The sequence below is a fragment of the Curtobacterium sp. MCBD17_026 genome, from assembly GCF_003234895.2.
Lineage (GTDB): Bacteria > Actinomycetota > Actinomycetes > Actinomycetales > Microbacteriaceae > Curtobacterium > Curtobacterium flaccumfaciens.
Genome location: NZ_CP126281.1, coordinates 1,438,854 through 1,451,493, shown reverse-complemented (window position 1 = coordinate 1,451,493; position 12,640 = coordinate 1,438,854). Strand labels below are relative to the sequence as shown.

13 protein-coding genes are annotated in these 12,640 nt (G+C 71.4%); 7 read left to right on the top strand and 6 right to left on the bottom strand.

Annotation, left to right across the window (positions count from 1 at the left end):
* The first annotated feature begins 56 nt into the window (after positions 1 to 56).
* Positions 57 to 728 (top strand): response regulator transcription factor, encoded by a 672-nt coding sequence (locus tag DEI85_RS06870; RefSeq protein WP_017888182.1) that lies wholly within the window; start codon positions 57 to 59, stop codon positions 726 to 728.
* 169 nt (positions 729 to 897) lie between these two features.
* Here DEI85_RS06870 and DEI85_RS06865 read toward each other — a convergent pair whose 3' ends face one another.
* Together DEI85_RS06865 and DEI85_RS06860 are read right to left on the bottom strand one after the other, a co-directional pair.
* Positions 898 to 2,163, bottom strand: coding sequence for an MFS transporter (locus tag DEI85_RS06865; RefSeq protein ID WP_110859049.1), 1,266 nt, complete (start codon positions 2,161 to 2,163; stop codon positions 898 to 900).
* Between the two features lie 399 nt (positions 2,164 to 2,562).
* Positions 2,563 to 2,748 carry a hypothetical protein gene (locus tag DEI85_RS06860; RefSeq protein WP_111123442.1) on the bottom strand — a complete coding sequence of 62 codons (186 nt, stop codon included), beginning with the start codon at positions 2,746 to 2,748 and terminating at the stop codon, positions 2,563 to 2,565.
* 125 nt (positions 2,749 to 2,873) lie between these two features.
* Between DEI85_RS06860 and DEI85_RS06855 the strand changes: the two genes are divergently transcribed.
* Positions 2,874 to 3,062 (top strand): hypothetical protein, encoded by a 189-nt coding sequence (locus DEI85_RS06855; RefSeq protein WP_111123443.1) that lies wholly within the window; start codon positions 2,874 to 2,876, stop codon positions 3,060 to 3,062.
* A gap of 3 nt (positions 3,063 to 3,065) precedes the next feature.
* Here the strand turns inward: DEI85_RS06855 and DEI85_RS06850 are convergent, their stop codons facing one another.
* Together DEI85_RS06850 and DEI85_RS06845 are read right to left on the bottom strand one after the other, a co-directional pair.
* Positions 3,066 to 3,374 (bottom strand): thiamine-binding protein, encoded by a 309-nt coding sequence (locus tag DEI85_RS06850; protein WP_071404568.1) that lies wholly within the window; start codon positions 3,372 to 3,374, stop codon positions 3,066 to 3,068.
* A complete protein-coding gene (locus DEI85_RS06845; RefSeq protein WP_111123444.1) occupies positions 3,371 to 4,684 on the bottom strand; it encodes a glycosyltransferase 87 family protein in 1,314 nt (437 codons plus the stop codon). The genes DEI85_RS06850 and DEI85_RS06845 overlap by 4 nt, the downstream gene beginning before the upstream one ends.
* An 83-nt stretch (positions 4,685 to 4,767) precedes the next feature.
* Between DEI85_RS06845 and DEI85_RS06840 the strand changes: the two genes are divergently transcribed.
* A complete protein-coding gene (locus DEI85_RS06840; protein WP_111123445.1) occupies positions 4,768 to 5,478 on the top strand; it encodes a YceI family protein in 711 nt (236 codons plus the stop codon).
* Between the two features lie 265 nt (positions 5,479 to 5,743).
* On the opposite strand, the gene DEI85_RS06835 is transcribed toward DEI85_RS06840, so the two are convergent.
* Entirely contained in the window at positions 5,744 to 6,604 is an 861-nt protein-coding gene (locus DEI85_RS06835) for an ADP-dependent NAD(P)H-hydrate dehydratase (protein WP_111123446.1), read from the bottom strand.
* A gap of 24 nt (positions 6,605 to 6,628) precedes the next feature.
* Here DEI85_RS06835 and DEI85_RS06830 point away from each other — a divergent pair, with 24 nt between their 5' ends.
* The 4 genes from DEI85_RS06830 to DEI85_RS06815 all read left to right on the top strand — a co-directional run bounded on the left by DEI85_RS06830 (position 6,629) and on the right by DEI85_RS06815 (position 10,985).
* Positions 6,629 to 7,261, top strand: coding sequence for an HAD family hydrolase (locus DEI85_RS06830; protein ID WP_111123447.1), 633 nt, complete (start codon positions 6,629 to 6,631; stop codon positions 7,259 to 7,261).
* A 9-nt stretch (positions 7,262 to 7,270) separates the two neighbouring features.
* Entirely contained in the window at positions 7,271 to 8,353 is a 1,083-nt protein-coding gene (locus DEI85_RS06825) for an NADH:flavin oxidoreductase/NADH oxidase (protein WP_110859056.1), read from the top strand.
* 156 nt (positions 8,354 to 8,509) lie between these two features.
* On the top strand, positions 8,510 to 9,892 hold the full coding sequence (locus tag DEI85_RS06820; protein ID WP_110859057.1) for a hemolysin family protein: 1,383 nt from the start codon (positions 8,510 to 8,512) through the stop codon (positions 9,890 to 9,892).
* Between the two features lie 55 nt (positions 9,893 to 9,947).
* A complete protein-coding gene (locus DEI85_RS06815; protein ID WP_111123448.1) occupies positions 9,948 to 10,985 on the top strand; it encodes a hemolysin family protein in 1,038 nt (345 codons plus the stop codon).
* Positions 10,986 to 11,082: 97 nt separating this feature from the next.
* Here DEI85_RS06815 and guaB1 read toward each other — a convergent pair whose 3' ends face one another.
* Entirely contained in the window at positions 11,083 to 12,522 is a 1,440-nt protein-coding gene (gene guaB1 / locus DEI85_RS06810) for a GMP reductase (RefSeq protein WP_111123490.1), read from the bottom strand.
* Between the last annotated feature and the right edge of the window lie 118 nt (positions 12,523 to 12,640).

Sequence of the window (12,640 nt, the reverse complement as noted above, 5' to 3'; positions counted from 1 at the left end):
CCGGCCCGCATCCTCCTAGGATCGGCCGAGCAACCGCACCGAGAAAGGACGCCAGCATGGCGACTCCAGAGGAACCGATCCGACTCGCACTGGTCGACGACCACAGGATGCTCCTCGGCGCGCTCACGGAGTGGATCCGGAACGCCGCCGACGACATCACCCTGGTGGCCGCCGTCACGACCTGGCCCGAGCTCCTGACGAGCCCGGCGTTCCCGGTCGACGTGGTGCTGCTGGACCTGGACCTCAAGGACTCCATCCCGGTGTCGCTGAAGATCTCGACGCTCAAGACCGCGGGCGTCAAGACCGTCGTGATGAGCACGTACTCGGAGCCGAACGTCGTGCGCGAGGCCCTCGGTGCCGGCGCCCTCGGGTACCTCGTCAAGAGCGAGGACGCCGACATGATCGTCGAGGCGATCCGCTCCGCCCAGCGCGGCGAGCAGTACGTCTCGGCCGAACTCGACCTCGCCATCAACAGCGGTGACGTCGGCGGTGTCCCGAAGCTCAGCGCCCAGGAGCGTCGCGTGATGGCCCTGTACGGCGGTGGCGAGCCCGTCAAGAGCGTCGCCTACCAGCTCGGCATCTCCGAGGAGACCGCGAAGAGCTACCTCAAGCGCATCCGCGAGAAGTACCGCGTCGCCGGCTTCGACGTGGGCACGAAGGTGGCGCTCCGGAAGCGTGCGATCACCGACGGCATCATCGTGCAGGACGGCAGCCCCCTGGGCCTGTAGCGCCGCGTGCACGCTGCGCTTCGTGCGCACAGATGGTCGGGTCCCGTCACGGGAACCGACCATTTCTGCTCACCATGGGCGGTCTCCCGCACCCACCGGACGGACGGGAGGCCCGTGGCGGCGTCGCCACGGGCCTCCCGTCCGTCGGTGCGCGCGCGCACCCCGCGTGTCAGGCCGTCGGGACCGGTGCGGTGATCGGACCGGTCGACGGCGACGAGGAGCGCAGCGACGCGCGACGGGTGCTCCGCCGCTCGACGGCGTAGCTCACCATCGTCACCAGCACACCGAGCAGCGCCAGGCCGATGCCCAGCCAGCCCGGTGCGAGGAACCCGAAGCCGGCGGCGATGACGGCGCCGCCCAGGGCCGCACCGATCGAGTTGCCGATGTTGAACGCCGAGTGGTTCAGCGCCGCCGCGATCGTGCGGGCATCCCCCGCGACGTCCATCAGGCGCGACTGCACCGCCGGCGGGATCGCGGACGAGGTCGCCCCGAGCAGGAACGCGCCGAGCAGCATGCCCCAGAGCCACTGCGCCGTGAGGACGGTGAGGAGCAGCGCTCCGATCAGCGCGAACATGCCGACGTAGATGGTGCGCTTCACGCTGTGGTCGGCCAGGTGTCCGCCGAGCACTCCGCCGACGACCATGCCGATGCCCACGACGACGAGCACGATCGGCACGAACGACTCGGGCATGCCGGTGACGTTCTGCACGAGCGGCGAGATGTACGAGTACACCGCGAAGAACCCGCCGAACCCGACGGCGCCGAGACCCATCACGATCCACACCTGCGGCACACGGAACGCCCGGAGCTCACGACCGATCGTTGCGTGCTCGTCGCGGGCGCTCTTCGGCACGAAGGCCGCGACGGCCAGGAACGTCAGGGCGAACAGCGCGGCGACCACGCCGTAGGCGACCCGCCACCCGGCCACCTGTCCGACCCAGGTGATCGCCGGGACCCCGACGACGTTCGCGACCGACAGGCCGAGCAGCACCATGGCGATGCCCTTGCCGCGCTTGCCCGGGCCCATCATGTCGCCGGCGACGATCGACGCGATGCCGAAGTAGGCGCCGTGCGGCAGGCCCGCGACGAAGCGGGCGACGAGCACCAGACCGAACGAGGGCAGCAGCGCGCTCGCGATCGTCGCGACGACGAACCCGACGAGCAGCACGAGGATCAGGCCCTTGCGCGGGAACCGGGCGGACATCGCCGCGATGGTCGGCGCACCGACGACGACCCCGAGGGCGTACGCGCTGACGAGCCAGCCGGCGTGGGCGATCCCGGCGTCGGGGTCGATGCCGTACTGCTCGGGGAGCAGGGCCTGCGCGATGTTCGGCAGCAGTCCCATCGCGACGAACTCGGTCGAGCCGATGGCGAACCCGCCGAGGGCGAGCGAGATGAGCGCGAGGGTGCGACGCGCAGGCGTGAGCTGTGACATGGGGCCTGTTCTCGTGACGGGAGGGTCTGGGCGGCCGTCACAGCGGGACTGCCGTTCGGGCAGCGCGGTCACGGCGGGGAGTGCCGGTCCGGGTTCAGCGGCGAACGGGACTGGCCGGGCGGTGTCGATCACCCGGTCTTCGCAGTGTAGACCGCTCCAAAGCCTCAACGGAAGCCGGACTGCGCCCGGTGGTCGCCGCGCTGGCAGCCGCGCTGCGCACGCCGGAGCGGTCAGCGGGTCGGCGGCGGCGGGTCGGCGGCGGCGGCGGCGGGAGTCTCGGCCAGGCGGACAGTTCTTGCGGTCTGCGACACGTGCAGTGCCCGTCGGCGCGAGACTCGGGTCAAACCCCTCGGCAAGCCCCGGGGGCGAGCACGACCGTCGGCCCGCCAGCGCGTCAGGTCAGGCCGCCTGACGCTCCGCGTGGGCCGGACGTGCGGTGGTGACTGCGGGCTCGGGCAGCTCGTCGCGGTGGACCCATCCGGTGCCGCACTCCGCGCAGGTCGCCCAGGCGTTGTCGCCCTGTTCATCCGTGTCGATGACGACCGTTCGCAGGTCGCAGTCGGGGCACCAGCCGTCGTGCATCATCACGCGCTCCTCGTCGTCTCGCAGGCCACCCGGTGTGGCTCGATGCAGACAATGAGACACCCGACCACCGACATCCGAGGGAGGGCACCGGCGTGTCGTCCGCGCCGAGGACGCAGGATGGCGACGTGCCCACCGTCACGACCGTCCTGGCCTCCTGCGCCGCCGGCGCGCCTGCGAACTGCGAGAACGTCACCGACCCGGTCGGGATCGTCGTCGTCGTGGTGTTCGCGGTCGCCGGCCTCGTCCTGCTGACGGTCGCCGCGGTCTTCGGCACCGACCCTCGTCGCCGTAGGCGTCCGCGTCGGCGCCGCTGACCGCTACTCGCCGAGCGCGGCCTCGAGCCGTTCGAGCTTGCCGTCGATCTCCCCGGTGTGCCCGGGGCGGATGTCGGCCTTGAGGACGAGCGACACCCGCGTGCCGTACTCGCCGACGGCCTCGGTGGCGCGCTTGACGACGTCCATGACCTCGTCCCACTCCCCCTCGATCTCGGTGAACATCGACGAGGTGCGGTTCGGCAGCCCGCTCTCGCGCACCACGCGCACGGCGGCCGCGACGGCGTCGTGCACGGACCCGTCGGACGTTGCAGCGGGACCACCGGACGGAGCGACGGAGAAGGCGACGATCATGCGTCCATCCTGCCCGGCTCGGGCTGGTCGCGCACGGACGGCGACGAGCGCGCCGGCACCCGTGCGGACCCCGCAGCCCGTCCCATCCGCACCAGCACGACCACGCTCCACACCAGGATCGCCACCTCGAGCGCGTTCCGCAGCGTGAGCACCACGAGGATCCACGGCTGCACGGTGAGCACCTGGTCGTAGTACCCCGGGTAGACGAGCTGCGTGAGCAGGGCCATCGGCAGCGCGAGCACCGCGATCGGCACGAACCGACGCGCACTCGGGGTGCCCGCCGCGAGCCCCCACACGATCGGCACCGCGAACCAGCCGATGTACTGCGGCGACCCCACCTTGTTCGTCGCGATGAGCGCCGCGACGAACAGGAGCGCGAGGACCGGTGCGAGCTCGGCCCGACGGGCGCCCAGGTGTGCGGCCCAGAGCGCGAGCACGACCCCGGCCACCACGACGACGGCCATCAGCGGCGTCGACACCGCGGCGGCGGCGGACGTGCCGGCACCGGACACCTCGAACGTCAAGATCTCCTGGTCGTAGAACACCGCTGCGCCCGGGACGCCGAAGGCTGCGGCCCACATGAAGGGCGTCGCGAGCGGTGACTCGATCTGCAGCGCACGGCCGGTCTGCTCACTGACGAAGGACAGCAGGTACGGCGCACCGCCCCACAGCACGTCGACGAGCACGATCAGGGCGCTCAGCACCAGGGCTCCGGCGAGCACACCGCGGCGGTGTCCGCGACGCAGGAGCAGCAGCACCGCGACGAGCGCCGCGGGCCACACCTTCGTCCACGCGCCAGCGGTGAAGAGCGCGGAGGCGACGGCCGGCCTCGAGGCCACGAACGCCACGCCCACCAGCGCGAACACCGTCGCGACGGTGTCGATCCGACCGAGCGCGATCGGCCCGAGCGCGAGCAGGAACAGCAGCCACCACCAGACGACCCGCACGCCGTGCACGCCGAAACGGTCGGACGACCCCACACGCGCCCGGAACCGCCACAGGGACGCGCACGCCACGGCGTCGAGCAAGACCATCAGCAGCAGCCAGCCGGTGCCGATGGACTCGACTCCCCCGAGCGCCGCAGCCGCCATCGGCACGATCGCCAGGATCGGGTACACCCACGCGCCGTCGATGCCGACCCAGAAGTCCGCGGTCCGCCCGGTCTCGATCCAGCGACTGTAGGTGATGGTCACGTCACCGAGCGGCAGGTTCGCCGACACGAGGGTCAGCCACCACAGGAACCCGTGCACGGCGACGAACGCCAGGACGAAGCCGGCGAGTTCGAGCCACCGGGTCGAGGTCCTCTGCACCGGACGAGCGTAGCGGCCGGACCAGGGGCGATCGATGCCACGATCTCAGGCTCTCCCGAGCATGACGTGTCACCGTTCCTTTCGTGACCTCCGACACCCCGCGCAAGCGCCGCAAGGCCGTCATCTGGATCTCCGTCATCGCCGCCGTCGTCGTCCTCGGCGTCGTTGGCGCGGTCGTCTTCACGAACGTCTACACGAGCACCGAGAACGCGAAGGCCTCGGCCGCGCCGTCCGTCGCCGCCACCCGCGAGGCCTCCACCCTCGACGACACGGACCTGTCCGGCGAGTGGACGGTCGGCGGCGACTCCGAGGCCGGGTACCGCGTCCACGAGGTCCTGAACGGCTCCGACGTCACCGTCACCGGCCGCACCGACAGCGTCGCCGGCACCGCGACCGTCGACGGCACGAGCATCACCGCCGCGAAGATCACGGTGCAGGTCGCCGACATCACCACCGACTCCGACCAGCGCGACGCCTACTTCCGCGACTCCGCGATGGACGCGGCGGCGTTCCCCGAGGCCACCTTCGAACTCACCGAACCGATCGCCGACGCGGTCCCGAGCGGCTCCGACACGACGACCGTGACGGCTCCGGGGAAGCTCACCCTGCACGGCGTCACGAAGGACGTCACCGCGAAGCTGCAGGTCGGCCTGAACGGCGACGGCGTCGACATCTCCGGTTCGGTCCCGATCACCTTCTCGGACTACGGCGTGCAGGCCCCGAGCCTGGGGTTCGTCAAGGTCGACGACGCCGGTTCCGTCGAGTTCCTGGTGCACGCGACACCCGCGAGCTGACGTCCGCGACGCGCGTCACGCCCGTGAGGTGACCGCCGACGGCCTGGAGGCACGGTGCCAGCTGGCACCGCGCCTCCAGGCCGTCGGTCGCTTGCGTCCTGGGGCCGCACCCGCTCGCTCATGCGTGCGCATGTTGCGACCTTCCACCTGTCGAACCCGTGGTGTCCTGTCGGAACATGCGCACGAACCTATTGCGTGCGCATCCGGCGACAGAACACGCGTCGATCCCCTCGTGGATCGTCGGAAGGTGCACGCGCACCGACCGCTAGCCGCGCGCGTCCCCGTCCACCACCAGGTCCCGCACGACCCCCGGCAGCTCGGCGATGAGCGTCGTCATCGGGAACGGTCCGCCGCCGGAGGCCCGCCGCGCCGCGAGCCCGTGCACCACCGCGGCCGACGCGGCCAGGTGGGCGAGGTCCGACGGCGCGAGCGACGACCCGGCCGCCTCGACGGAGCCCTGCCGCGCGGCGACGAGCGCACCGAGCAGCCCGCCGAGCACGTCCCCGGCACCGGCCGCCGCGAGCCACGGCGTCGCCGAGGACGCCACGAGCCGCACCGACCCGTCCGGGGTGACCACGTGGGTCCGCTCCCCCTTGAGCAGCACGACGCTGCCGGTCTGCTCGGCCGCACGGAGCGCTGCGGCGGCCGGGTCCTGCTCGATCTCGGCGCGATCGACTCCCAGGAACGAAGCGAGCTCACCGGCGTGCGGGGTGAGCACGGCGAGCGGCCCGAGGTCGACGAGCGGGATCGCCCCGGCATCGACGACGACCGGTACGCCGTCGTCGGACGCATGCGAGAAGCCCGACGCCGTCGTCGCGTCCAACTCTCCGAGCGACGATGCCGAGACACCGGAGCCGACGAGCCAGGCCTGCACCCGGCCGACGCCGGACACGACCTCGGGGCGGCGGGTGAGCACGTGGTCGGTGGCGCGTTCGGGTCCGACGTACCGGACCATGCCGACGCCGGTGTGCACGGCGGCGTCGACGCCCAGCACCGCGGCGCCCGGGTACTGGTCGGAGCCGGTGGCGACGCCGAGCACCCCGCGGCGGTACTTGGTGGACTCCCCCGTCGGCGCGGTGACCCACGCGGCGGCATCGGACGGTCGGACGGGCACGAAGTCGTTCACCGGCCCCACGTTACGGTGGAGCACATGAGCCTGTTCCTGCTCGGTCGCGTGGTGGTCTTCGACTACGGCGAGGTGATCAGCCGGACGCCGCACGCCTCGCGGGACGCACTCGTGGCCGCCACCGGGGTGCCGGCCGACGAGCTGTTCCCGGTGTACCAGGAGCTCCGTCACGACCTGGACCGCGGCGACCTGTCCGTCGTGGCGTACTGGCGTGCCATCGCGGAACGGACCGGACGGACCTGGAGCATCTCCGACATCCACCGGTTCTGGGCGATCGACTTCACCGGGTGGTTCGAGGTCGAGCCGGAGACCCTCGAGATCGTCGAGGAGCTGCACGACGCCGGCACCCGTGTGGCCCTGCTCTCGAACGCGGGCTTCGACTTCGGCGACCCGTACCGCCGGTCCCCGATGGGCTCGTTGTTCGAGACCGTGGTGGTGAGCGCCGAGGAGCACGTCCTGAAGCCCGCGGCATCCATCTACCGCGACACCTGTGCGCGCTTGGGAATCGACCCGGGTCAGATGGTGTTCGTGGACAACAGGGCCGAGAACGCCACCGGTGCGGAAGCGATCGGGGCGGTCGGCCACCACTACACGTCGCCGGCGTCGCTGCGGTCGTTCCTGACGGGACTGGCCGAGGCGCCGGCACCCGTCCTCTGAGGAGCCCGCGTGACGCACGCCCTGTTCGACCCGATCACCGTCCGTGACCTGACCGTCCGCAACCGCATCTGGGTCTCCCCGATGTGCCAGTACTCGGTGGACCAGCAGGACGGCATCCCGACCCCGTGGCACCTCGTGCACCTGGGCGGCTTCGCCAAGGGCGGTGCCGGCGCGGTCGTGGTCGAAGCGACGGGCGTCGTGCCGGAGGGACGGATCACGCCGCAGGACCTCGGGCTCTGGAACGACCAGCAGCGTGACGCCTACAAGCCGATCGTCGACTTCCTGCACGAACAGGGCGCCGCCGCGGGCATCCAGCTCGCACACGCGGGCCGCAAGGCGTCGACCTACCGGCCCTGGGACACCACGCACGGCACCGTCCCCGCCGACCAGGGCGGCTGGACCACGGTCGCACCGTCCGCCGTGGCCTTCGACGGCTACGACGTGCCGCGCGAGCTCGCGGTCGAGGACATCCGCGTCGTCGCCCTCGCCTTCGCGCAGTCCGCCCGCCGCGCGGTGGAGGCCGGGTTCGACCTGGTCGAGATCCACGCCGCGCACGGGTACCTGCTGCACCAGTTCCTCTCGCCCCTGAGCAACCAGCGCACCGACCAGTACGGCGGCTCGCTCGAGAACCGTGCCCGCGCGCTGCTCGAGGTCGTCGACGCCGTGCGCGCCGAGGTCGGCGAGGGCTTCCCGATCGTCGTCCGCTTCTCGGCCACCGACTGGGTCGAGGGCGGACTCACCCTCGACGAGACCACCGTCGTCGCCCGCTGGGCCGCCGAGCACGGTGCCGACCTGGCCGACGTGTCGACCGGCGGCAACGTCGCGAGCGCCCCGATCCCGGTGGGGCCCGGCTACCAGGTGCCGCACGCGGCGGCGATCAAGCGCGACGCCGGCATCCCGACGATCGCCGTGGGCATGATCTCCGAGGCGTTCCAGGCCGAGCAGATCGTCGCGACCGGCCTCGCCGACGTCGTGATGATCGGTCGCGAGATGCTCCGCGACCCGTCGTTCGCGCTCCGTGCCGCCGTCGAGCTCCGCGTGCCGGTGGACTACGAGCCGCAGCAGTACCACCGCGCGCGGATCACGGCCTAGGCGCGGTCGGTTCTGTACGGATTCACGGTTCAGGGACCGCGCAGGCAGTACGATTGGCAGCACTGTGGACGATCCCCCGAATAGTTCTTCGCCTCACTCATCCGCCGCTCACTCGGTGAGCTGCACGTCATCCCTGTGCGCGAACGGGGGTGAATCATGAGTCCGATCGACATCGTCATGCTGATCGGCGGCATCCTGCTGACCCTCGGCACGGGTGTCTTCGTCGCGTCCGAGTTCGCACTGGTCAACCTCGACCGCGCCGACGTCGAAGCGCGGCGCGACCGGGGTGAAGCCGGCCTCGCACCGGTCATCGGCGCGCTGAAGGTCACCTCGACGCACCTGTCCAGCGCGCAGCTCGGCATCACGCTGACCACGCTGCTGACCGGCTACCTGCTCGAACCCTCGATCGCGAAGCTGCTCGAGGCACCGTTCCTGGCGATGAACCTGCCAGAGGGCATCGTCGAGACCGTCGGCTCGATCGTCGCGCTCGTCATCGCGACCCTGCTGTCGATGATCCTCGGCGAGCTCGTGCCGAAGAACTTCGCGCTCGCGCTGCCCCTGCAGACCGCCAGGCTCGTGGTCCCGCTGCAGATCGCGTTCACGACGGTCTTCAAGCCCGCCGTCGCGCTGCTGAACGGCACCGCGAACGCCGTGCTCCGGTCGCTGGGCATCGAGCCGCAGGAGGAACTCTCCGGTGCCCGCAGCGCCGAGGAACTCACCTCGCTGCTGCGCCGGTCGGCGTCCGAGGGCTCGCTCGAACAGGACACCGCGACGCTCCTCGAGCGCACCATCTCGTTCTCCGAGCTGAGCGCCAGCGACGTGATGACCCCGCGCCCGAGGCTCTCCACCATCCGCGTGTCCGAGTCCGCCGAGGACGTCATCGCCCTCGCCCGCAAGACCGGCTTCAGCCGCTTCCCCGTCATCGAGGAGGACGCGGACGACGTCGTCGGCATCGTGCACGTCAAGCAGGCCGTCGCCGTGCCGCGCGAGAAGCGTCCGGAGGTCCCCGTCGGGGCGCTCATGACCGACGCCGAACGCGTGCCGGAGACCATGCCCGGCGACACCCTGCTCGCCGAGGTCCGCGGTCGCGGCTACCAGATGGTCATCGTCGTCGACGAGTACGGCGGTACCGCCGGGGTCGTCACGCTCGAGGACCTGATCGAGGAGATCGTCGGCGAGGTCTCCGATGAGCACGACCGCGCCCGAATCGACGTGGTCCGCTCCCGCGACTGGCTGACCTTCCCCGGTCTGCTGCGTCCCGACGAGCTCGAGGACCGCGCCGGCGTGAAGGTGCCCGAGGAGGGCCCGTACGAGACCGTCGGCGGGTTCGTCATGTCGACGCTGGGCCGTCTGCCCGTCGTCGGCGACGAGGTTCCCCTGGACGGCGGCGTGTTCCGCGTCGAGCGGCTGGACGGCCGTCGGATCGACCGCATCCGCTGGACCCCGACGCGCCCGTCGACCGACACGGCGGCGACCGCGATCATCATCCCGTCCACCGGGAGCACCCCGACCACCACGACGAAGGGCAGCACCCGATGAGCTCCGATTCGGTGATGGGCGCAGCGGGATCTTCTGGCTGCAAGGAGGGACTGCGATGAGCTCCGATTGGTGGGGCATCTTCTGGCTCGTCGTCCTCTTGATGGGCAACGCGTACTTCGTCGCGGCGGAGTTCGCGGTCATCTCCGCACGCCGCTCGCAGATCGAGCCACGCGCCGAAGAGGGCTCGAAGGCCGCGCAGATGACCCTGTGGGCGATGGAGCACGCCACCCGCATGCTCGCGACGACCCAGCTCGGCATCACGGTCTGCTCGCTGCTCATCCTGAACGTGTCCGAGCCGGCGATCCACCACCTGCTCGAGGTCCCGCTGCACCTGACCGACTGGAGCGCCGAGGTGATCGGCACCGTGGCCTTCGTGTTCACGCTGCTGCTGGTGTCGTTCCTGCACGTGGTGTTCGGCGAGATGGTGCCGAAGAACATCTCGTTCTCGATGCCGGACCGCGCCGCGCTGCTGCTGGTCCCGACGCTCTGGTACATCGGTCACGGCCTGCACTGGGTCATCGTCGGCCTGAACGAGGTCGCGAACGCCGTGCTGCGGCTGTTCCGCGTCGAGCCGAAGGACGAAGCGGTGAGCGCGTTCACGGTGGAAGAGGTGCAGACCATCGTGGAGCAGTCCCGCCGCGAGGGCACCCTGACCGACGACGGCAAGCTCGCCCTGGCGTTCGAGTTCACCGAGAAGAAGGTCCGTGACGTCGCCGTGCCGATGGCCGAGCTCGTCACCCTGCCCGACGACGCCACCCCGGCCGACGTCGAGCACGCCGTGGCCCAGCGCGGGTTCTCCCGCTACGTGCTCGTCGGCGAGGACGGCTCCCCCACGGGCTACGTGCACGTCAAGGACGTCATCGACCTGCGGCCGGACGAGTTCGACGATCCGGTGCCGCCGAAGCGCATCCGCCAGCTCATCTCGCTGTACACCGAGATGGACCTCGAGGACGCGCTCGCGACCATGCGGGCCGCGGGGCGCCACGTGGCCCGCGCCTTCGACGCGGACGGCCGCACGATCGGCGTGCTGTTCCTCGAGGACATCCTCGAAGAACTGGTGGGCGAGGTCGAGGACGCGACCCGACGCCGGTAGACGCACCGGCAGGACGGACGGGAGGCACGGGGCCAGCTGGCACCGTGCCTCCCGTCCGTTCGTGGTCGCGACCAGGGCGACGCGCGCCCCGCCCGCGCTACCAGCTGACGGGCAGGGGCTTGCCTTCCTCGTACCCGGCGGCGGACTGGATGCCGACCAGTGCACGCTCGGAGAACTCGGCGAGGGACGACGCACCCGCGTAGGTCGCGGAGCTGCGGACGCCGGTGGTGATCATGTCGAGCAGGTCCTCGACGCTCGGGCGCTCCGGGTCGAGGTAGACCGTCGACGACGAGATCCCCTCGGCGAAGAGCGCCTTGCGGGCACGCTCGTACGGGTCGAGCCGCTCGAACCGCTCACGCACGGCCTTCGCCGACGCCATGCCCCAGCTCTCCTTGTACGCCTTGCCCGCGGCGTCACGACGCAGGACGCCGGGGGCCTCGAGCGTGCCGGCGAACCACGAGCCGATCATGACGGCGGACGCCCCTGCTGCCAGCGCGAGGGCGACGTCGCGCGGGTAGCGCACCCCGCCGTCCGCCCAGACGTGCGCGCCGAGGGAGCGGGCCGCCGCGGCGGTCTCGAGCACGGCGGAGAACTGCGGACGACCGACGGCCGTCATCATGCGGGTGGTGCACATGGCGCCCGGGCCGACGCCGACCTTGATGATGTCCGCTCCGGCCCCGACCAGGTGCGCGACGGCGTCGGCGGTGACGACGTTGCCGGCGACGAGCGGGATGCCGAGCTGCAGCGACGCGACCGTGCGGAGCGCGCGGAGCATGCCGTCCTGGTGGCCGTGCGCGGTGTCGAGGACCAGGACGTCCACGCCCGCGGCTGCCAGCGCCTTCGCCTTGGCTGCGACGTCGCCGTTGATGCCGAGCGCGGCGGCGACCCGGAGCCGCCCGGAACCATCGACGGCGGGCGTGTAGATGTCGGAGCGGATCGCGCTCGTCTGGCTCGTGGTGCCGACGACCCGGCCGTGCCGCACCACCGGCGCGAAGTCGACCTCGGCGGCCGAGAGCACGTCGTAGACGTGCCGGGGCGTGCCGGCGTCCTCGGCGTCGATCGCGGTCGAGGCGCCGTGCAGCAGGTCGCCGAGGACGGCGTCGGGGCCGGCGGTGCCGAGGCGGGTCGCGGGCACGCAGCCGAGGTACTCCCCGTCGGCGTCGCGGACGACCACACCACGGCCGGCCACCGGCAGGAGCTGCTCGAGGGCCTCGGCGACGGTGGTCTGCGCGCCCATGTCGTAGGCGGTGTCGAAGTCGACCGGCTGGTCCTTCACCCAGCGGATCGCGGCGTCGAGGTCCTGCAGGTGCATGTCCTGCGGCAGCACGCCAAGACCACCGCGGCGGGCCAGGGTGGCGGCGAGCCGGGGGCCGGTGACGGAGTTCATGTTGGCACTGACGATCGGGATCGTGGCACCGCTGCCGTCGTTCGCCGCGAGGTCGACGTCGAAGCGGCTCGTCACGCCGGAACGGCTCGGGACGAGGAAGACGTCGGAGTAGGTCAGGTCGTGCGTCGGCCGCGTCTCGTAGAACCTCATGCGCTCCACTGTACGGCTCCCGTCAGGGCCCCGACCGGGTGCTCGGGGGCTGCCGACTCGCGTCGCGGCTGACACGGAACGGACATGTCAGAGCGGCTAGGCTTGGCACCTGTGCGGC